We start from the raw sequence: 19722 nt of genomic DNA on the forward strand, positions 1-19722 counted from the left end.
TTTGCCGAACATTTTTGAAACGAACTAATACCAATATATGAGCACTTCAAAATTTGATTGGAAACCGATCAAAGAATACAAAGACATCAGATTCGAATTGTTTGAGGGGATTGCAAAAATCACCATCAATAGGCCGGAAGTCTACAATGCTTTTCGGCCAGATACCAATATGGAAATGATCGAAGCCATGGACATTGCCAGAGAAATGGAGGATGTAGGTGTGGTTGTCCTGACTGGTGAAGGTGATAAAGCATTTTGTTCCGGAGGAGATCAGAATGTAAAAGGTATTGGTGGGTACATTGGCACAGATGGAGTACCTCGACTCAATGTTCTAGATCTTCATAAAAGAATAAGAGAGCTCCCTAAGCCTGTTATCGCTATGGTCAATGGCTATGCTATCGGTGGAGGGCACGTGCTGCACGTAGTTTGCGACCTGACCATCGCATCTGAAAATGCAAGATTCGGACAGACCGGACCTAAAGTTGGAAGTTTTGATGCTGGGTTTGGCTCTTCTTATCTGGCCAGACACGTAGGTCAGAAGAAAGCCAGGGAGATTTGGTTCTTGTGTGAGCAATACACTGCTAAAGAGGCAGAAGACATGGGGATGGTTAACAAGGTAGTTCCATTGGAAGAACTTGAAGCCACTACCGTTTCATGGTGCAGAACGATCATGCAAAGAAGCCCGATGGCTATCAGAATGATCAAAAGAGGTCTAAACGCGGAGTTGGATGGTCAGCGAGGTTTGATGGAAATGGCCGGAGACGCTACTTTGATGTTCTACCTGATGGAGGAAGCCCAGGAAGGTAAGAATGCGTTTCTGGAAAAGCGTAACCCCGACTTCAAGAAGTTTCCAAAATTCCCTTGATTATTTCCTTTTAGGATATGCAGCTCAATCTGAATGGACGGGAGGTTATCCTGGATAAGGTATATGATGACCTTACCAAAGCAGAAAACACTGTCTTTCAGATTATCAAAGACTGGCTCAACGGTAAAGCACTATTTTCATTTACTACCTCAGGGTCTACTGGTCCACAAAAGTCCATAGAAATACACAGAAGTATTCTAGAATATAGTGCCAGTTGTACCCTTGATAAGCTCGATCCTAACAGGAACTTTAAATCAAGTCTCATATGTATCAACCCTGAGTTTATTGGCGGTTTCATGGCCATTGTGAGAGGGGTTCTTGGAGGTCACAGCATTACATTTATGGACCCGCAATCCAATCCCCTCAAGCTCGTACCTAATGAGAAATTCGACCTGGTCTCGATGGTGCCCATACAGGTTGAAACGCTCTTCAGAGAATCTTCGGAGTTACTGTCTCAGGTAGATACGGTTATCATAGGAGGAGCCAAAGTAAACCAGCCGACCCTCAATCATATTCGGCAAAATACGACTACTCGCTTTTATCATAGCTACGGCATGACCGAAACGGCGTCCCATTTTGCGCTGCAAGACCTTAGGTTGGAGGAAGTATTTGAAGTTATAGGAGATGCAAAAATTGGGAAGGATCACGACAGCTGTTTGAATGTAAAAGGAACGGTGACAGGACAAGCACTCATCCAAACAACTGACCTGGTCGACATCATCGATTTAAAACATTTTAGGTGGCTTGGAAGGGCTGATAACATCATAAACTCTGGTGGCATCAAGATTAGTCCGGAATTAGTTGAGAATATCCTGCAAGGACAAATTGAAGTTCCCTTTTTTGTTGCCGGATTACCCGATGAAAAGTTAGGATCGAAGGTAAGTCTAATTATCGAGTCGAATAAGTCCTTCGACTTGGGGCAATTTGACTTTTCAAAACTTAGCAGATATCAGCAGCCAAAAGCCATCATTTCAATTCCTAAATTTGTTTATACAGCCACAGAAAAAATAAACAGAGCAGAAACGTTAAAACGATTACAATTTGGAAGTTAAATTTTCATACCAGACACTCACCACCCCACCACCCTATGCTTTCGCATACACGCTTGAGTTGGAGATTTCTAAATCAAAAGTCAAAGTTCAGTTTGATTTGGAATATGTGAATAGAGAGGAGTTAACCGATGAAGAAATTCTGAGTGAAGGCTTTACCAAAGAAGACGATGTTAGCTGGACGGGAGAATTGGAATCAATATGGGGAGATTACCTCACTCCGCTCATTGACAAAATCGAATTAATCCCTCAATCCGAAGACGTAGATACCTGGCTACATGTTGAAGTCAACAACGGCTCCACCAAATCAGGACTTGTCAAGGATTTGGTTTTCTGGGATTACCAGCTTCAGGAGGTCATACAAGCTATTTACGAAAGTGCAAAGTTTGAGCATCCACTGAAAATACAATTGCTGCATAATGCGGAGACAAACGTGTATTTTGAAATGGAAGGGAGTTTTGGACAAAGATCTGCGAGTGTCAATAAGAAAAGTATTTCCTGGGAAAATTTTCAGGCTTTATTAAACGCCATATACAATATTGATGAAAGCAAAAAACCAGCGAATAAGCCAAACAAAAAAGGTCTTTGGATAGATATTAATAATGATCAGAGTTGGTTTCAGGTTCAGGGAGAAATCGGTGAGATACTTTCAATACTGAACCATAAGTAGTTACGGGTTTGTTATTAAGTACTGATTTAAATAATTTGTCAGAAATTATTTCTGCTATCTATAAAAATCGATCTGCTTATGAGTTTCATTGGTAAGCTTTTATATGCACTACCGCTATCCATGTTTGGGTTTTTTCACTTCATGAACGCATCAGCTATGGCTGGCATCGTTCCTTCTTTTTTACCTTTTGCACAGTTTTGGGTCTATTTAACAGGCACAGCATTGATACTGGCTGCTGTGGCAATTATCATTGATAAGAAAGCCAAATTAGCCACAACATTGCTTGGGATCATGCTGGCAATATTTGCGGTCTTTGTACACTTGCCGGGTTTTCTTGATATGGCACAACCCGCATCTTCAATGTTCCTCAAAGACACTGCACTTTCCGGGGCAGCATTCTTCTTTAGCGCTCACCTAAAAAATTAAAAAATTAGAAAAGCTGATAATGTCCTCCCCTTCTGAAGGCATTTAAATTAAGGGGAGGCATTTTTCTGTTATCATAATATCGCTTTTTGGTTACTAGAAAGAGTTCTCTGATCATTGTAGAGAACTCACCTTCCCCCGTCAACCTCATTTTCCACCTGGAATCATTCAGGTGACCTCCGTGAACCCTCTTTACCTGGCTGAGTACTTTGTCGGCCCTATCGGGAAATGCTTTGCGCACCCATTCTTCGAAAAGCTGTCCTATCTGCCCATTTAATCTGACTACATTATATCCAATGTCCCTTGCCCCTGCTTCGGCTGTTGACTTGATTACCAGGGGCATCTCGTGATCATTTAATCCGGGAATGATCGGCGCATTCATGACCATGACAGGTATGCCATTTTTAGAAAGTTCCTCAATCGTATTCAGTCTACGTCGATAGCTAGCTGTTCTAGGTTCCAATAAACTCCTTAGTTTTTCATCCATGGCCGTAATAGAAAGACAAACAGATACCAGGGAGTTTTTGGCCAGTTCTTGTAGCAGGTCTATATCTCTTAAAATCAAAGAATTCTTGGTAATGATAGCTATGGGATGTTGGTACTTAAGCGCCACCTCAAGTAATGATCTGGTCAGCTTGTATTTTCTTTCAAGTGGTTGGTAGCAGTCTGTATTTCCGGACAACATGATCGGCTGAACCTTCCAATCTGATTTAGAAATTTTTCTCTCAAATTGCCGCGCTACATCTTTCTTCACCACAATTTTACTTTCGAAATCCAACCCGGCACTGAATCCCCAGTAAGTATGTGAATTTCGAGCGTAACAATATACGCAGCCATGTTCACACCCCTGGTACGGATTGATCGAATACTCAAACCAGATATCCTGGCTGTTGTTTCTACTGATTACGTTTTTGGTAGTTTCTTCAAATACCTCAACGCCAGGCTTTTCTTCGTGTGTGAATTCATCAATTCCCTCAAGATGTTCAATGGACATCGAGTTTTTGAAGAATGGATTAGCTGGATTTGATTGTGCACCTTTTCCTTTTAACATCCCTAAAAATAGCTAATAATATTAGTATTACTAAATTTATTAGCTATTTACTTTCCTCAGTTTGCTAAGTCCAAACGCAGAACCAATACCCACAATAGCGCCCATCAAATGGGATTCCCAACTGATGTTGGGGTTGCTCGGAAGAATACCATAAACCAACCCTCCATAGATCAGGATGACTATGAGCGAAATAATGATGGCTCTCGCCTCCCTCCGGAATATCCCGAAGGATATCAGGAAAAATGCCAGTCCGTAAACAAGCCCACTCGCTCCAATATGATAAAACGGGCGACCGAAAAACCACACCAGTATATTGGTAAAGAAATAGCAATGGATCATGACCTGGGTAGCTATGGGCTGATAGAAGTAATAAACCATGGTACCCAAAAACAGTAGTGGTAGCGTGTTGGACATCAAATGTGAAACACTGCCATGGATAAGCGGAGCCAGAAATACCCCAACAAGACCGGACCCTTCTAAAGGAAGGATACCCAGGAATCCCATGTCCACTCCAGAGTAAACCTGAATAGAATAAAAAAGCCACATGAAGAATACCAGCCTCAAGGGAGGCAGCAAAGTAGATCGCCTCAAATCAATTTCAATTAAGCGAGTAAAATAATGATGAATAAGTGAGGATCAAGAGACAACATTGAATTAATTCAATCAATTAGTTATCTTCCATTTTAGAACTTTCAATTCACCCGCTTTGGAAAAGAAGATTAGAAAACGCTACAATTGGGCCATCGTAATTCTATCGATATTAGTTATCTGGATTACGGTCAAGGCCCAGCTACTAATTGGATATGCAGAGGAATACCAGGCGATGGCTGATGAAGAAAGAGAAAAAAATGACGAGCTAAAAACTTATCAAAGAAGTCTGGAGGACCAACTTAATGAATCTAATAAACTCATTGAAAGCCAGAAAAAAAGATATGAGGAGCTCCTTTTAGAGTGCCAAGGAAATTAGACAGAAATAAAAAAAGCTGCCATTGGCAGCTTTTGAATATCATTTCGGATCCAATTACTTAGCAGGATCATTAATCATTCTCAATTCCATGAGCTTTGATTCTTCATAGGACACTGATAGGTATCCCAACAAACCACCAGATGCCTCTGCAATCTTCTTAGCCAGGTCTTTCAAACTGGCGTACAAGGCAACTCCAAAACTTTTATCAATTTTCGGAAGGATAAAGTTCAACTTTCTAAGCTCGGCCGTGATAGCCTTATTTCTCTCCTCAACACCACTCGGAAGTTCGCTCACCAACGCAGTGAATTTTCCTTCGAAGTCTTCCCCTACAGCCTTATAAAACTCAACGAGTTGCTCTCTCGCCCTACTTTGCTTACTTCTGGCAATATCAACTGCTTCTTTAGTCTCAGACTTATCGATATTTCCGTCTGCACCGGCAATTAGAATGGACACATAGACAGGCGCTTTCATGAGCACCTCTATTTCATCTTCTCGTAAAGCTTCAAATTCTTTGATCATTTCTAGGCTATTTCAAAATCTGCTCGAAAATAATAAAAATTGAATGGAACCTTCTCCAAAAACTCATTCAATTTCTTCTGTAAATACAACCTTACAAAAAATTGGAAAGTGATCTGATATTTCTCCTGCTTCATCTATCCTTTTTACTTCTACGCAATCCAAAAAATTATCATTAAACAAAACATAATCAATCATAATTTCCGGTGCACCCGTACTGAACGTTAGTAGCTCCCTTTTATTCCCATCATAGTAATTCTGGCTAACACAAGAAGCGATATGATTCGAAGTCATGATTACCTTCATAGCTTCACTCTCATTTAATTCAAATTCCGGAGCACTATTAAAATCACCCATTAAGATGACAGGCATCAAATCACTCCAACTTTCAAAAATTTCTTTGACGACATAGGCCTGCTCTACCCTAGTCGGCTCGTCAAACGCCTCTAAATGGACATTCATTACTTTGACATCCCTACTCCCAATCTTGACATCCAATATTTGAACCAGCCTGTCAATGTAAAAAGTATTGTAGAAGGCAGATTCGCTCGCAGGCTTACTCAATACCCTGGTTTCAGAATCAGTAACAGGAAATTTGCTGAAAATCGTTTGGCCGGATAATGTTTTACCGAAATAGTACTGTGGTGGCCCATAGGGATACGGAAGGAAATGGACATCCCAGTTGACAGAGCGATACATCTCAGGAAATTCGAGGGAAGTAGCCAGCTCCTTGGCCTGATCGACAAAAAAGGACCTGTTTGACCTAAAGTCTATTTCCTGCAACCCAATTAAATCAGGGCTTAGAGCCCGCAATACGGAAATAGAATTTTCGAGATTTTGATTGAAGAGTTTTCTTTCCCTGGCTTGCGGGAGGTTGTTGGTCATTCCTGACAGATAACCAATGTTAAACGTCAGAATTCTCAATGTATCCGAAGGTACATTATATGGGAATTCGTAATGGTACAAACTGAATTTTTCATCAGGCTTCAGGCTCTCCTGTTTGGCCCAAATAAAGAACAAAAAGAATAGAATAACAGGTATGACCAATAATAGGGTTAAAGAGACCCATACATACTTTCTCATGTGGGGTGAAAGGGTTACTTTTGACTTATACAAATTGTAGCTTTATATGGATTTTTCCTATTTAAATTCGATAAGCGGTGGAGATAAGGAGTTTATCGTGGAATTTATTGGTGCGATTGAAACTTCGACCCTTCCGCTTGTTGGTGAAATGATGGAGCAATTTTCAGAAGGAAATCACAAGCGGGTGGGAGAATTAGCTCATCAGGTCAAACCTACAATCGTCATGCTAGGCCTTGAAGGTATTAAAACCATAGAAGCTATCAATGAAGATCCGGAGTCTGCGACGGAAGAAATGATCCAACAGGTAAAAGGAGAACTTGAGCAAGGTATTGACCAGATACGCGCCAATTATGCGGTCTGAAAAAAGCTCATTTTTGTGAGTCTTTCACTTCGCTCACCTTATCCCAAACGTATAAATCGATAATCGCCGCAAACCGGGCAAATATTTCCCTCACCGCCAGCTTGGTGGATAGGGTTTGTTTGTTATCCGCAGCAAAGGCTATGGCCTCAAGTCCCAGGTAATTGGCAATGAAAAGCGATCGATAACAGTGAAAATCCTGGGTCACTATGGTGATGCTCTTCTGACCAAAGACCTCTCTGGAGCGAACCATTGAATCCAGTGTACGCAAACCGGCGACATCCAATGTAATAGCTCCCGTAGGAACATTCCTTTCCAGAAGTGCATTATACATGTCCTTTGGTTCATTATAGTACTTCGTTCTGTTGTCACCACTGACGATGATGTGACTCACCTTACCGTGATGATACAATTCGGCAGCTGCGGCAATCCTTTCATGAAAGTATTGATTCGAATCACCTGAGGAAGTTCTCTTACTGGTTCCGAGGATTAGTGCCACCTTGTTTTGTGGCACATTATTGATATTGTAATATACCTGATCTTCTGTGGAGATAATCACCCAGAAATTAATGCCCAGCACTAAAATCCCCACCGCAAAAACAGTGAAAATCAGGTATTTGAATACGCGAATGATAAGTCTAAACAAAATCCCTCAATCACTAATCGTCCTTACTACTATCCCCGCCAAATAGTCCCAGCTGATTTTCCTCATCCTCCACTTCATGACGAATGTTATCTTTCAGCGTTTCCAAATCCATCGGACCTTCTTCCGTATCCTTCTCCTGAACTGGTTGCTGCACTGCTCGTGGTGCAATTTCCGATACGGTCTGGATCGGGAACTTATTTCCTACGGCCTTCCACCCTTTCACGTCGATCATCTCTGACAGGTCGTACTCCTTCTTTTCCTTTTTTCGTCCATCCTTATAGCTCACTTCAACAGGAGCACTATCAGCATTATTGGCATAATAAAGTTTGGATCCTTTAGCCTCACTTATAAATGCAAATCGTTTGTTAGCGGTAGTTGTTTCAATTTGAAAACGCTTGACGTAGACTGTCTTGGAATCACCGTCCATATAGACGGCATTGACCATTTTGTCCGGAGCAAATCTTGAAATACTCACAATCTGGGCCGGTTCATACCTGTTCGTTAATTCAAATGAGGTCAACTCATATGAACCATCTTTGTAAAAGACGATGATATTATCTTCCGGCTGAAAATTACCAAGGTGTTGTCCCCTGCTATCCGTATTCAGTCTTCCTACGACCTCATCATACCAAACATCAAGTCCACCAAGAGTCGAAACTCCGGCTGATTTGAATTGAATTTTACGTACCGGGTATTTTGTCAGGATGTTTCCTCCTGCTCCTCTTCCCTTTATTTCTATTTCTGAAAAGTCGAAGTCAAATACCTTTTTTCGGGCTTTACTGGCCGCGGTAAGGTAGACCGTAATGGTCTCCGCTTCTCCATTTGGATTGGCCGAGAAATAAAGCACCTTAGAACCTTTAGTGCCCTTTGTTAAATCATATTCTCTATCCCTCGTTACCGATAGCACCTGGAACCGTTTGATCATGGTCCTTCCCGACTTTCCTTCGAGATAGATCAGGTTGTACACCATCCGCTCATCCCCCTTTTTGAAGACACCAACATGCAAAATATTTTTACCTACAAATACTTTGTCCTGTATCCTCGTCACCTGACAAATCCCGTCTTTTCGGAAGACGATGATATCATCTATATCCGAGCAGTCACACACAAATTCATCCTTCTTCAAACCATAGCCTATAAATCCATCTTCTCGGTTGACATACAGTTTGGCATTGTTTGCCGCTACTACTGTAGCTGATATGGTATCAAAGTTTGCGATCTCTGTCTTACGCTCTTTACCCTTTCCGTATTTATCAAGCAGGTTTTGATAATAGGTAATCGCATATTCGGTCAGGTTATTCAGGTGATGCTCAGTTTCTGCCAGCTCTTCCTCAAGCTTACGCATTAGTTCATCAGCTTTAAAGGCATCAAACTTTGAAATACGCTTGATTCGAATCTCCGTCAGCTTGATGATATCATCCTGAACGATTTCACGATAAAATTGAGGTTTGTATGGGTCCAATCCCTTGTCAATGGTCTCCAATACGGATTCCCAGGTCTCGCACTCCTCAATATCACGGTAGATTCTGTTCTCTATAAAGATTTTTTCAAGGGAAGAGAAAAGGATTTTCTCCATGAGTTCCCCTTTCTTAATCTCCAACTCCCGCTTAAGCAGTTCGACCGTCTGGTCTACCGACATCTTCAGGATTTCGGTAACCCCGAGGAACTTCGGCTTATCCTCGTGAATGATACAAGCATTTGGCGAGATTGACACTTCACAATCCGTGAAGGCATAAAGCGCGTCGATAGTAATATCCGGTGATACTCCCGGAGCCAGCTTAACTTGTATCTCTATTTCAGCAGCAGTATTGTCAATTACCTGCTTGATTTTGATCTTACCCTTGTCATTGGCCTTGATGATCGAATCTATGAGGGAAGTGGTGGTCGTACTGTAAGGAATGTCTTTAATAACGAGGGTCTTAGAGTCCATCTCCTCAATAGCAGCTCGTACTCGTATTTTACCCCCTCTTAGTCCATCGTTATAATCACTTACATCCACCTTTCCTCCGGTCAGGAAATCAGGGTAAAGTGTGACCTTTTTATTTTTCAGAATATTGATGGCCGCATGGATAAGCTCCACAAAATTGTGAGGCAATATCTTAGTCGAAAGCCCAACTGCGATACCTTCAACACCCTGTGCCAGAAGCAAAGGAAACTTAACAGGAAAAGTGACGGGCTCCTTTTTCCTACCGTCATAAGATAGTTGCCAATCTGTAGTTTGAGGATTGTAAATAACCTCAAGGGCAAACTTCGAAAGTCTTGCTTCAATATATCGGGCTGCAGCAGCACCATCCCCGGTTCTTACATCACCCCAGTTACCCTGCATATCAATGAGCAGGTCTTTTTGTCCCAGGTTAACAATGGCGTCAGAGATAGAGGCATCACCATGAGGGTGATATTGCATGGTACTACCAATTATATTGGCCACTTTGTTAAAACGGCCATCATCCATTTCCTTCATGGCATGAAGAATCCTTCGTTGTACCGGTTTAAAACCATCCTGAACCGCCGGAACCGCACGTTCCAGAATTACATAGGATGCATAGTCCAAAAACCAGCTTTCGTACATGCCTGAAACAGGCAGAACATCATGCAAACCATCTTCTTCATGTGTCAACTCTTCACTCATTGCTTATTCTATGGGTTGATTAGGTGTTTAATGTTCAAAAAAATATTGTGGTAGGTAGACCACAAATCACGCAAGACTTAGAATCATTGATTTGAGCGCATGATACTCGCGTATATTCAGGCTTCTTTCCCTTCTCCAAACGGAGGTATCATCCTTACCAAGAGATTTGGCTACTTCCTTGTAGTCCATACCTTTCAAAAACAAACTTACTTCCTGCCTGTCTTTTGGTTTCCAAAAATCAACAAAATGTTGGTAGATAAACATAGAAGACATCAGGAGTTTCTCAGTTTTTTTACTCTTTATTTTAAAATCAAATCTTCGATCTGCCTTTTTGTGACTGTCTAAGATTTTTCTGGCATCCTTCAGGCCTTCCGCACGATCATCTGCCCAATCAACCTGCAGTTCAATATCTCCCTGATAGATTACGTAACTGAGCTTGAATGCCACTTCTAATTCCACCATCATCTCCTCCAATTCAAATACGACCTGAAGTGCCTTTTTGAGGTTTTGAGTGGTTCCCTGAATCGCATTGTTCCTGGTGATGGTCAAAGGAGACTTGATCTTGTCCTGATTGGAAGTATTAATAATGTTCACCAACCCCTTCATATCCAAAATCAATCGATTGGGGTCTTTTTCTGTACTTCTGATGACATTAGCCATTAAAACAATCTCCATATTCTCTACCTCTAACACATTTTTATTGCAAATAAATTACAATAAACACTCATCTCTACTATTGTTTTAATATTCTTTTTAGGTCCTTTTCATTCACCGTCAATATGCCGTTGTCAATCAGGCGAGGAGTCAGCGTACGCCAGTTTTTATCCTTATTAAAAATGTCTTTAAACATGGGAAGCGCTTCTTCCAATTGTCCAATATTCGCAAGGTTGATGGCATGCCAGTATTTCATTTCCAAATTATCAGGAAACATTGATTCTGCACTGCTGTAAAGCTCGCTCGCCAATTCAAAATCACCTTCCTCAACAGCCACATCCCCTTCATTCATAAATTCATAGGCTTTGTGGACTTTCAAGAGCCTTCTGAGCTCTTTCAACGGCTCTTCATGGTCATCTACTCTTAAATCCACTTTTGTGTCCTTCCAGCTCTTTCCGGTAGACGCTCCTGACACCACCAAAATGGCTGCCGATTGCTTTCCTCTAATATCTCCACCCACGGACTGGGCGGCTTCGAGCGCAACCATCATTCGCTCTGCCAATGAACCACTGGCATGCTCAAAAGCTTCGGCCATGGCGGGCCACACTTTATCATTCATCATCAAATTGGCCTGAACTGCATAGTTCTCTCCCACTATACCGCCTGCCTCCGCAATGTTCTTAGCCCCGGTATGATTTGCAGCCATGCCATTCGCATCAACAACAGCCACTTGTCTGAACTCCCTTCCTTCGTCAGCTATCAGCATCGCTTTCAGCGTCTGCTCAGCATTCAGTCCCGACTTAAGTAGTGCCAAACCCTGGGGCCCGAAAGCGGGGTTAGCTAAAGATTGCGTAGCAATAGCACCTACTCCGGGTTCTGCCCACGTCACAATGGTCCCGACAGAAAACCAATGTGATTGTACCGCCACCCCCATATCACCCGTCTCAGGATCATAGGCAACAATCGAATAAGTATGAACAAGTGGACTGTCTTTACTGTACTGCGCGCTCAGACTCATGGCTGCGCATATGCCTAAAGCAAAAATCAATATCCTATTCATATGCAATTGCAATTAAAGTGGACGTAAATCCCTCTATATAAGGAACAACCCCCGTACTATGAGTTCCGCTATCCAGCGTCGTTAAGGTCACGACAGAGGTGGAAGCGCCAATGTCAATAAACTGATCATAAACATCTCTCGAGTTTTGATAGGGCACGGTAATGTCCGCATCACCATGATACATAAAAACAGGTTTGGACGGAACCCAATTGATGGGACTATTATCGGCATATGCCTGTTTAATCAATTGAAATTTGGCCTCATTTGGATTGTTGAGATATGCCGAATTAACCAGGACAGCAACTGTGTCATTAAGAAAATCATTGATCTCCTGTCCGGTATACGATCCATCTAAAACATCGGGGATTAAACTGGCATAGGGTTCATTGAACACATCTGATAGTGTCAATTCAGTCCAATCATAATAATCCACATAAGCATTGGCTACGTACGCCAAATAGAACGGCTGATCATAAACTTCCTGCTCAAAAAAGTAGTCCTCCATCCCTTGAATATCATAGCCACCCGCGGCAGGAAATGAGGCTCGCAGATCAAAATAATCTATTCCATTCTCCTCAATCCATTTGTGTGTACTCATCGTAGAAAAACCGCCCTGACTATATCCCGCCAGATAAAGATGGTTACTCGTACCAATTGCTAATTCGTCTGCTACCAGTTTGGCTGCATAAATACCATCAACCGATGCCGTAGCAGTAATCTCCTGAACGTAATAAGGGTGATAATACGTCGCCGAGGCACCAAAGCCAACCAGGTCCGGAGCCACCACAACTATGCCCATACCTGCTAATGCGGATAGTAATCTGACGGTATTGTTGCTTGCTGATAAATTGGAAAAAGCTTCCGCATCCGAGCCAATGGTGCCATGCGAAAAACAAACAGTGGGAGCATTGCCGGGAACACCTTTAGGCATAAAAACCTTTCCGGACACAGTGATTATTTCTCCTTTATAATCTGTTCGGTATTCTAAATTGTAGACATCCACATCATAAAGCAATCGCTCCTCAGCAGGAAGATCCAGCTCTGCAATTCCGACGAAAGTCCGCAATTCTGGAGCTCCCCAAATCCCTACCAGTTCATAATCAACAAGAATCTCCTTGCTGATCTGAACTTCCTTCTCTCCGTCAGAAGAACAGGAATAGAAGATCACCAACAAAGTGAGGAATACCAGACTCCTCATTTTACGTAAGGTTTGAATAAAGAACATGAGCGCTGCTTTTTTAAGCTACCTCTTTCTCCACCAGATCCTTCTCTACTTTTAGCTTGTTAATAATAAACTCTTGTCTGTCCGGAGTGTTTTTCCCCATATAGAATCCAAGCAAATCCTTGATCTTGGTATCCTTATGTAGAATCACCGGCTCCAATCGGATGTCTTCTCCGATAAACCCACCGAACTCACTTGGTGAGATTTCTCCCAGTCCCTTAAATCTTGTGATTTCCGGTTTGTTACCCAGTTCGTTTACCGCAGCCTGCTTTTCAGCTTCGCTGTAGCAATAAATCGTCTTTTTCTTATTTCTTACCCGGAAAAGCGGTGTCTCCAGAATATAAACGTGGTTATTACGAACCAGTTCAGGAAAGAACTGCAAGAAATAGGTCAAAAGCAATAACCTGATGTGCATTCCATCTACATCAGCATCCGTTGCAATGACAATCTTACGATACCTCAATCCGTCCAACCCGTCTTCAATGTTGAGGGCGTGTTGAAGAAGGTTAAACTCCTCATTCTCGTAAACCACCTTTTTCGTCTGTCCAAAACAGTTGAACGGTTTACCTCTCAAACTGAATACGGCCTGCGTCTGTACATTTCTTGATTTGGTGATTGATCCACTGGCTGAGTCCCCCTCAGTAATAAAGATCATGCTCTCCTCTTTCTTCTCTTCGTCGCCCTTCTTATCGTTATAGTGTACGCGGCAATCCCTCAGCTTTTTATTGTGAAGATTCGCCTTTTTTGCCCTCTCATTCGCCAGCTTTTTAATCCCGGCTATTTCTTTTCGCTCTCGTTCCGATTGTAAAATCCGCTTCAATAACGCATCGGCCGCTTCGGAGTTTCTATGGAGATAATTGTCAAGCTCCGTTTTAACAAAGTCATTGATAAAAGTCCTCATCGTAGGTCCATTCGGGCCTACATTTTGTGAACCTAATTTAGTTTTGGTCTGACTCTCAAAAACAGGTTCCTGCACTCGCACTGCAATAGCACCTACGATAGAAGCTCTCACATCGGAGGCATCAAAATCCTTTTTGTAGTAATCCCTAACTGTCTTAACCACAGCCTCTCTAAATGCCGCCAAGTGGGTACCCCCATGGGTGGTATTCTGGCCGTTCACGAAAGAGTAATACTCTTCACCATATTGGTTCGCATGGGTCATCGCTAGCTCAATATCATTTCCTTTCAGATGTATGATTGGATAGCGAATGGACTCTTCATCACATTTTCTCTTGAGTAGATCAAGCAAACCTTTTTCAGAATGGTATTTCTGACCATTGAAGTTGATCGTCAGCCCCGCATTCAGAAAGGCATAATTCCAAAGCAGGTTATCCAGATACTCCGGAATGAAATGATAATGCTTGAATATGGTATCATCCGGTTCGAACATGATCGAGGTGCCATTTCTTTCTGAAGTCTTTTCAAGCTTCGCATCATTGATCAGCTCCCCTCTCTTAAATTCAGCTACTTTGGTTTCACCTTCTCTATAGGACTGAACTTTGAAATACGTACTCAATGCGTTCACGGCTTTGGTACCAACCCCATTCAAACCAACTGATTTTTGGAAGGCTCCTGAATCATATTTGCCACCGGTATTGATCTTGGAAACACAATCAACCACCTTTCCCAAAGGAATCCCTCTTCCGAAGTCCCTTACTTCTACCCTACTTTCTGTTACTTTGATATTGATGGTCTTTCCATAGCCCATCATGTGCTCATCGATACAGTTATCAATAATCTCTTTCACTAACACATAGATACCATCATCATGTGCTGAACCATCGCCAAGTTTACCAATGTACATTCCAGGTCTCAACCTGATATGCTCTTTCCAATCAAGGGATTTAATACTGTCCTCAGTATATTGAACGTCTGCCATTCTATTAAAAATGATTTTGAGTTAGACCCGGAATCGGGTTTCAGAATCGGAATTTATACAAAAAATCACTGACTCAAAGCGCAACTTTTCCACACACTATTGAGAAAGTAATTGAAGCGAAAAACAATAATCAATTGTTTATCAGGTTGTTTTCGACTTATTAACGATGGAAAAAACTAATCCAATAGTCCAGCCAAATATTAATAAGGGTCCAAGGTAATTGAGGTAGCCGTATGCTCCTGCCTCAAAATGTTGCGGATTGTTCATTACTCCTACATAACCAACCAGAAAGGCCAGGTAAAGATTCAGGACTACTGAAAACCCTTTGATCCAACTTTTGATCTCATCTGAGGAGATAACAGGGAATAACATTCTTTCTACTGTATAGCTGAATATATTTACCACTACACAAATGATCATCATACCATAGAAGAAGTACTCCTTATGAAGCGACCAACCCGTCTCTTCGGGGTTGATATTTACCATGACCGGTAAAAGTGCATATACAAATAACAGGGTGGCCAGAAACACAATAGATGAAATAACCTTGAGTACATTAATCGCTTTGATCATAATTTTTATAATTCCCTGTAATTTTCAACAACACAATAAATACTAACAAGGCAAAATTAGATACACCGCCGATAATCATCGTGACAGAATCAGAATTTATTAAAGCTATTCAGGCTCATGCTGCCATCATCCACAAAATCACCTATTTGTATTTGGACAATGCAGAAGATCGTCGGGACATGATGCAGGAAATCCATCTTCAGGCCTGGAAATCTATCCACGGGTTTCGTGGTGATGCCCGGTTCTCTACTTGGCTCTATCGGATTGGGCTGAATACTATCTTCTCCTATCGTCGAAAAAAGCGCATAGAGGTTGACTCACTAGAGGATAGAGATTTTTCCTTTGAAAGTCCTGCGATCTCTGATGAAGCGGACCGATTAATGAGAGCAATCAAGGCTCTTTCAGACGTAGATAAGACCATTATTACCCTACATCTGGAGGATTTTGATAATGGTGAGATAGCTGAAATGACCGGACTAACCAAAAACAATGTTGGTGTAAAACTCCATCGAATCAAGGACAACCTTAAAAAGAAATTAAACCCTGAAAACAATGAATGAGCTAAAAGAACTCTGGGGAGAAATTAGAAGTGACGCCGACCTGGAGTTGATCGCCTCCAGCAATATATCTGAGCATATAAGAAGTCAATCACAGAGCACTACGGCTTTGCTTCGACAAAAGATCGGCTGGAAGCTGGCATTCTCACTGATGGTGCTGGCCACAATACTGGTTGGTGTGGCTTTGGTTCAAGCGGGAGCAATCCGAATACTCCTGAGTATCATGCTGGGATTTTACTTGATTGGATCTACGCTGATTTTTCAGGAGTATCGCTTACTCTCAAAATCCGTTGATATGAATCAGAATCTATTAGGAGCACTACAAGCATTTCATCAACGGATATCGGATATTCTGAAATATGAAGAACTGGTAAGCATGGTTCTCTATCCTATCACTGCAACCACAGGTTTCCTGCTTGGTATGTATTTGTTCAATCCCGAAACACTCATGCTGAACGAAACTATGGACTGGCTATTACTTCTCGGATCCATGATCGTTCTGGTTCCCATCGCCTATTTTATTAATAAAAAATGGAATCGACATACTTACGGAGCCCATTTAGATCAGTTAAAAGCCAATATTAAGGAACTCGAAATGGGTACTTGATTTCTGTTTTATCGGAATGAACAGTTTTAACAATTCCGTTGTTATTCATAAGCGAAACACCCCACGCTATGAATGTTTATACCTTCATCACGCCTATAGTCCTCTTGCTGCTGCTGGCAGAGATCATTTATAGCGTCAAGACCAACAAAAAATACTACAACTTTCAGGATACTATTGCCAACCTCGCCACTGGTATTGGTAATCAATGTGTTAATCTGGCAGTGGCCTTCTTTGTTTATAAATGGTATGGCTGGCTCTATCAATTTGCTCCTTGGAAAATTCCAAATACGTGGTACTTCCTGGTGCTCTTGTTACTTCTTCAGGACTTCGTTTTCTACTGGTTTCACCGAATTGGACATACCCTGAACATTTTCTGGGCGGCACATATGCCTCATCATTCCTCTGAAGAACTCAACCTTTCTGTTGGTATTCGGGCAAGTTTTACTCAAAGATTATTTCAGTTCCTGTTTTTCGATTGGATTCTAGTGCTTCTTGGTTATTCTCCGGAGGCTGTCTATGCCATGGCTGCGGTGCACTTACTGCTAGCATACTGGCATCATACCCAGGTGATCAAAAAGCTCGGTTGGTTTGAGAAATTCTTCGTGACACCCTCCCATCACAGGGTGCATCATGGGGTGAACCCGCAGTACATAGACAAGAACTTTTCGGAATTCCTGATTATCTGGGATAAGATGTTTGGCACGTTCGAAGAAGAAAAAGAAGAAATATGCTATGGCGTAACACACCCGCCAAGAACATGGGATCCTATATTTATCAATTTTCAGTACTGGAAACAGCTATGGGATGATGCTGTGGCAGCTCCCTACTGGTGGGATAAAATCAAACTGTGGTTTATGCCGCTGGGCTGGAGACCAAGGGGGCTACGGACCAACAAACCACATAGGGTTGGCTATACAAAGGCTGAGCAAATCAAGTATACCAGCACCCAATTCAAAGGACTCAAGCCCTATCTGATTATACATGTGGCCATTGGCCTGTTATACCTCATGGTAACGATTAACCTGTCTATGCCGTTAACTCCTCTGGATAGAGGTATTATGTCTGTCGGGGTTTTTATGATGATCATTAGTTGGGGAGGATTAATGCAGGCAAAATCCTGGTCTATCCCTCTTGAGATACTGAGAAACCTTTTTATGGCGTTCTCTATTGTAATAATATTAAACGGCAGGGGTATAGCGGACTGGACTAGTTGGATCACCATCGCCGCTTTCGCCCTTGCTGGTTTAAGCATTCTCTATTTTTCCTTTAAGGTTAAAAAGGATCAGTTGGAAAAATTTGAAATTGAGCAAGAGTCAAGTCTGGCTTAATAAGCCACCATGATGAATGGCTTGCGGTAAAGCCATGCGGAAATTCAGGCTGAATATCTGCTCTGATCAAAGCAGTGAATGATTGATTCCCTATTTTCGCAACATGAGGAAATCCTTCTATTTCACTGCGATCGTAGCACTCCTTACCTCCTGCTACCCAAAAATTGAATTGGAAAACTTTGATGATCTGGCCTGGAGACAACCTCTTAAGCCATGTGACAGTGCCAAACTGGTTTTGGCCAAGGCGGTCGTTGATCAGCAGGATAAAATTTTAAGTAAAGGACAGGCCGAGGTCAAAGGCCTTCTCGGCAATCCGGATGAGCACGAGTTGTACACGCGCAATGAAAAATTCTTCTATTATAACCTCACTATGTCAGATTCCTGTGGAAAGGCTCAATCTGCCAAAAGGTTAAGCATTCGTTTTGATGCACTGGATCGGGCGAAGGAAGTGATGATCATTAAATGGTGATTTTTTCAGGTTTTCTGGTATCAAATGCCCCTTGGCCCTCTTTCATATAATAGTCTAGCATTAAAAAATCCTATGATTATGAACATGACCGTGTTGTCATTAAAAGCCCTGACATTAATTCTAGTTTGCGCACTAATTGGTTCTTGCCAACAAAAGACCACTTCGTTGAGTTTGAGCAACGGCATCGTAAATCCATTAGTGCCTCAAAGAGCGGATCCATGGGTTCATAAAACTGATGATGGCACTTACTACTTAATTGCTACGGCACCTGAATACGATCGTATTGAAATTAGAAAAGCAAATACCATTGCTGATTTAGGAATGGTAGAGCCTACTGTTGTTTGGAGAAAACATGAAACGGGGGTCATGGGACACCACATATGGGCTCCTGAGCTTCATCGCATTGATGGCAAATGGTACATCTACTTTGCTGCAGGAGATGCCGAAAATCATTGGAATATTAGAATCTATGCCTTGTCCAATAGCTCTGAGGATCCTACAACCGGCGAATGGGTAGAAGAAGGCAGAATTTACACTGAGCAAGATTCCTTTTCACTTGACGCCACCACTTTCGAATATAAGGGGAAAAGATATTTTATCTGGACGCAAAATGTGGGCAGAGGAACCTCATTGCTTATTTCTGAGATGGAGTCTCCAACTAAACTGAAAGGTCCTGAAGTAGTCCTCACGGATCCGACTTATGATTGGGAAACAAGAGGATACAAGGTCAATGAAGGTCCGGCCATTCTTCAAAAAAATGGAAGAGTATTCCTCACCTATTCTGCCAGTGCCACGGACCATAATTATTGTATAGGCATGTTATGGCTGGATGAAAATACAGACCCTATGGACTCCACCGCCTGGAATAAGTCTGAAAAACCGGTTTTTTACACCAGCGAAAAGCTAAGGCGCTATGGCCCCGGACATAATTCATTCACCACCTCCGAAGATGGAGAAAAAGACGTAATGATCTATCACGCAAGAGTATATAAAGATCTTGTCGGCAATCCATTGACCGACCCAAATCGTCATACCAGGGCCAGAGTAATCGAATGGGATAAAAATGGCTTTCCTGATTTCAGGCAAGACCAGGGAGATTGATAACCAACCACCATT

General features: G+C 42.0%; 22 protein-coding genes. 11 read left to right on the forward strand and 11 right to left on the reverse strand.

Annotated features, from left to right (window positions below; translation table 11 throughout):
* Window positions 1-37 precede the first annotated feature (37 nt).
* From menB to NXR94_RS10575, 4 genes are all read left to right on the forward strand, one after another.
* Window positions 38-865 carry a 1,4-dihydroxy-2-naphthoyl-CoA synthase gene (gene menB / locus NXR94_RS10560; protein WP_258104596.1) on the forward strand — a complete coding sequence of 276 codons (828 nt, stop codon included), beginning with the start codon at window positions 38-40 and terminating at the stop codon, window positions 863-865.
* A 17-nt stretch (window positions 866-882) separates the two neighbouring features.
* Window positions 883-1917 (forward strand): AMP-binding protein, encoded by a 1035-nt coding sequence (locus tag NXR94_RS10565; RefSeq protein WP_258104597.1) that lies wholly within the window; start codon window positions 883-885, stop codon window positions 1915-1917.
* The gene (locus NXR94_RS10570) at window positions 1907-2584 is read left to right on the forward strand and encodes a hypothetical protein (RefSeq protein ID WP_258104598.1); all 678 of its coding nucleotides are present in this window, start codon (window positions 1907-1909) and stop codon (window positions 2582-2584) included. Before NXR94_RS10565 ends, NXR94_RS10570 begins: the two co-directional genes overlap by 11 nt.
* Window positions 2585-2662: 78 nt before the next feature.
* Entirely contained in the window at window positions 2663-3010 is a 348-nt protein-coding gene (locus NXR94_RS10575; protein WP_258104599.1) for a DoxX family protein, read from the forward strand.
* A 4-nt stretch (window positions 3011-3014) separates the two neighbouring features.
* Here the strand turns inward: NXR94_RS10575 and NXR94_RS10580 are convergent, their stop codons facing one another.
* Window positions 3015-4058 (reverse strand): PA0069 family radical SAM protein, encoded by a 1044-nt coding sequence (locus NXR94_RS10580; RefSeq protein WP_258104600.1) that lies wholly within the window; start codon window positions 4056-4058, stop codon window positions 3015-3017.
* A 39-nt stretch (window positions 4059-4097) separates the two neighbouring features.
* Complete coding sequence (locus tag NXR94_RS10585) at window positions 4098-4649, reverse strand: rhomboid family intramembrane serine protease (RefSeq protein WP_258104601.1); 552 nt, start codon at window positions 4647-4649, stop codon at window positions 4098-4100.
* A gap of 115 nt (window positions 4650-4764) precedes the next feature.
* Between NXR94_RS10585 and NXR94_RS10590 the strand changes: the two genes are divergently transcribed.
* Window positions 4765-5025 (forward strand): hypothetical protein, encoded by a 261-nt coding sequence (locus NXR94_RS10590; RefSeq protein ID WP_258104602.1) that lies wholly within the window; start codon window positions 4765-4767, stop codon window positions 5023-5025.
* 54 nt (window positions 5026-5079) lie between these two features.
* On the opposite strand, the gene NXR94_RS10595 is transcribed toward NXR94_RS10590, so the two are convergent.
* A complete protein-coding gene (locus NXR94_RS10595) occupies window positions 5080-5544 on the reverse strand; it encodes a hypothetical protein (RefSeq protein ID WP_258104603.1) in 465 nt (154 codons plus the stop codon).
* 63 nt (window positions 5545-5607) lie between these two features.
* Window positions 5608-6624: an endonuclease/exonuclease/phosphatase family protein gene (locus tag NXR94_RS10600; protein WP_258104604.1), complete on the reverse strand. Its 1017-nt coding sequence runs from the start codon at window positions 6622-6624 to the stop codon at window positions 5608-5610.
* A gap of 46 nt (window positions 6625-6670) precedes the next feature.
* Between NXR94_RS10600 and NXR94_RS10605 the strand changes: the two genes are divergently transcribed.
* Window positions 6671-6985, forward strand: coding sequence for a hypothetical protein (locus NXR94_RS10605; protein WP_258104605.1), 315 nt, complete (start codon window positions 6671-6673; stop codon window positions 6983-6985).
* 7 nt (window positions 6986-6992) lie between these two features.
* Here the strand turns inward: NXR94_RS10605 and NXR94_RS10610 are convergent, their stop codons facing one another.
* The 7 genes from NXR94_RS10610 to NXR94_RS10640 all read right to left on the reverse strand — a co-directional run bounded on the left by NXR94_RS10610 (window position 6993) and on the right by NXR94_RS10640 (window position 15645).
* Window positions 6993-7628, reverse strand: coding sequence for a vancomycin high temperature exclusion protein (locus tag NXR94_RS10610; RefSeq protein ID WP_258104606.1), 636 nt, complete (start codon window positions 7626-7628; stop codon window positions 6993-6995).
* A gap of 13 nt (window positions 7629-7641) precedes the next feature.
* A complete protein-coding gene (locus tag NXR94_RS10615) occupies window positions 7642-10257 on the reverse strand; it encodes a DNA gyrase/topoisomerase IV subunit A (RefSeq protein ID WP_258104607.1) in 2616 nt (871 codons plus the stop codon).
* A 66-nt stretch (window positions 10258-10323) separates the two neighbouring features.
* Window positions 10324-10932: a hypothetical protein gene (locus NXR94_RS10620; RefSeq protein ID WP_258104608.1), complete on the reverse strand. Its 609-nt coding sequence runs from the start codon at window positions 10930-10932 to the stop codon at window positions 10324-10326.
* Window positions 10933-10990: 58 nt separating this feature from the next.
* The gene (locus NXR94_RS10625) at window positions 10991-11971 is read right to left on the reverse strand and encodes a DUF1028 domain-containing protein (RefSeq protein ID WP_258104609.1); all 981 of its coding nucleotides are present in this window, start codon (window positions 11969-11971) and stop codon (window positions 10991-10993) included.
* Entirely contained in the window at window positions 11964-13169 is a 1206-nt protein-coding gene (locus NXR94_RS10630; RefSeq protein ID WP_258104610.1) for a S9 family peptidase, read from the reverse strand. Before NXR94_RS10630 ends, NXR94_RS10625 begins: the two co-directional genes overlap by 8 nt.
* Before the next feature lie 40 nt (window positions 13170-13209).
* Entirely contained in the window at window positions 13210-15072 is a 1863-nt protein-coding gene (locus NXR94_RS10635; RefSeq protein ID WP_258104611.1) for a DNA topoisomerase IV subunit B, read from the reverse strand.
* Window positions 15073-15213: 141 nt separating this feature from the next.
* Window positions 15214-15645 (reverse strand): hypothetical protein, encoded by a 432-nt coding sequence (locus NXR94_RS10640; protein WP_258104612.1) that lies wholly within the window; start codon window positions 15643-15645, stop codon window positions 15214-15216.
* 80 nt (window positions 15646-15725) lie between these two features.
* Here NXR94_RS10640 and NXR94_RS10645 point away from each other — a divergent pair, with 80 nt between their 5' ends.
* The 5 genes from NXR94_RS10645 to NXR94_RS10665 all read left to right on the forward strand — a co-directional run bounded on the left by NXR94_RS10645 (window position 15726) and on the right by NXR94_RS10665 (window position 19707).
* Window positions 15726-16205: an RNA polymerase sigma factor gene (locus NXR94_RS10645; protein ID WP_258104613.1), complete on the forward strand. Its 480-nt coding sequence runs from the start codon at window positions 15726-15728 to the stop codon at window positions 16203-16205.
* Window positions 16198-16809: a hypothetical protein gene (locus NXR94_RS10650; RefSeq protein WP_258104614.1), complete on the forward strand. Its 612-nt coding sequence runs from the start codon at window positions 16198-16200 to the stop codon at window positions 16807-16809. Before NXR94_RS10645 ends, NXR94_RS10650 begins: the two co-directional genes overlap by 8 nt.
* Before the next feature lie 68 nt (window positions 16810-16877).
* Window positions 16878-18137 (forward strand): sterol desaturase family protein, encoded by a 1260-nt coding sequence (locus NXR94_RS10655; RefSeq protein ID WP_258104615.1) that lies wholly within the window; start codon window positions 16878-16880, stop codon window positions 18135-18137.
* Between the two features lie 103 nt (window positions 18138-18240).
* Window positions 18241-18606, forward strand: coding sequence for a hypothetical protein (locus NXR94_RS10660; protein ID WP_258104616.1), 366 nt, complete (start codon window positions 18241-18243; stop codon window positions 18604-18606).
* A 165-nt stretch (window positions 18607-18771) separates the two neighbouring features.
* Window positions 18772-19707 carry a glycoside hydrolase family 43 protein gene (locus NXR94_RS10665; RefSeq protein WP_258104617.1) on the forward strand — a complete coding sequence of 312 codons (936 nt, stop codon included), beginning with the start codon at window positions 18772-18774 and terminating at the stop codon, window positions 19705-19707.
* Window positions 19708-19722: the final 15 nt, after the last annotated feature.

It is taken from the genome of Marinoscillum sp. MHG1-6, from assembly GCF_024714475.1.
GTDB lineage: Bacteria > Bacteroidota > Bacteroidia > Cytophagales > Cyclobacteriaceae > JAMZMI01.

What these genes read in the sequence shown, in the direction of transcription:
- NXR94_RS10605 (WP_258104605.1), top strand. Translation starts at nt 6,671, where the DNA reads ATGGATTTTTCCTATTTAAATTCGATAAGCGGTGGAGATAAGGAGTTT.
- menB (WP_258104596.1), top strand. Translation starts at nt 38, where the DNA reads ATGAGCACTTCAAAATTTGATTGGAAACCGATCAAAGAATACAAAGAC.
- NXR94_RS10635 (WP_258104611.1), bottom strand. Translation starts at nt 15,072, where the DNA reads ATGGCAGACGTTCAATATACTGAGGACAGTATTAAATCCCTTGATTGG.
- NXR94_RS10655 (WP_258104615.1), top strand. Translation starts at nt 16,878, where the DNA reads ATGAATGTTTATACCTTCATCACGCCTATAGTCCTCTTGCTGCTGCTG.
- NXR94_RS10580 (WP_258104600.1), bottom strand. Translation starts at nt 4,058, where the DNA reads ATGTTAAAAGGAAAAGGTGCACAATCAAATCCAGCTAATCCATTCTTC.
- NXR94_RS10630 (WP_258104610.1), bottom strand. Translation starts at nt 13,169, where the DNA reads ATGAGGAGTCTGGTATTCCTCACTTTGTTGGTGATCTTCTATTCCTGT.
- NXR94_RS10650 (WP_258104614.1), top strand. Translation starts at nt 16,198, where the DNA reads ATGAATGAGCTAAAAGAACTCTGGGGAGAAATTAGAAGTGACGCCGAC.
- NXR94_RS10600 (WP_258104604.1), bottom strand. Translation starts at nt 6,624, where the DNA reads ATGAGAAAGTATGTATGGGTCTCTTTAACCCTATTATTGGTCATACCT.
- NXR94_RS10620 (WP_258104608.1), bottom strand. Translation starts at nt 10,932, where the DNA reads ATGGAGATTGTTTTAATGGCTAATGTCATCAGAAGTACAGAAAAAGAC.
- NXR94_RS10575 (WP_258104599.1), top strand. Translation starts at nt 2,663, where the DNA reads ATGAGTTTCATTGGTAAGCTTTTATATGCACTACCGCTATCCATGTTT.
- NXR94_RS10640 (WP_258104612.1), bottom strand. Translation starts at nt 15,645, where the DNA reads ATGATCAAAGCGATTAATGTACTCAAGGTTATTTCATCTATTGTGTTT.
- NXR94_RS10595 (WP_258104603.1), bottom strand. Translation starts at nt 5,544, where the DNA reads ATGATCAAAGAATTTGAAGCTTTACGAGAAGATGAAATAGAGGTGCTC.
- NXR94_RS10615 (WP_258104607.1), bottom strand. Translation starts at nt 10,257, where the DNA reads ATGAGTGAAGAGTTGACACATGAAGAAGATGGTTTGCATGATGTTCTG.
- NXR94_RS10660 (WP_258104616.1), top strand. Translation starts at nt 18,241, where the DNA reads ATGAGGAAATCCTTCTATTTCACTGCGATCGTAGCACTCCTTACCTCC.
- NXR94_RS10565 (WP_258104597.1), top strand. Translation starts at nt 883, where the DNA reads ATGCAGCTCAATCTGAATGGACGGGAGGTTATCCTGGATAAGGTATAT.
- NXR94_RS10625 (WP_258104609.1), bottom strand. Translation starts at nt 11,971, where the DNA reads ATGAATAGGATATTGATTTTTGCTTTAGGCATATGCGCAGCCATGAGT.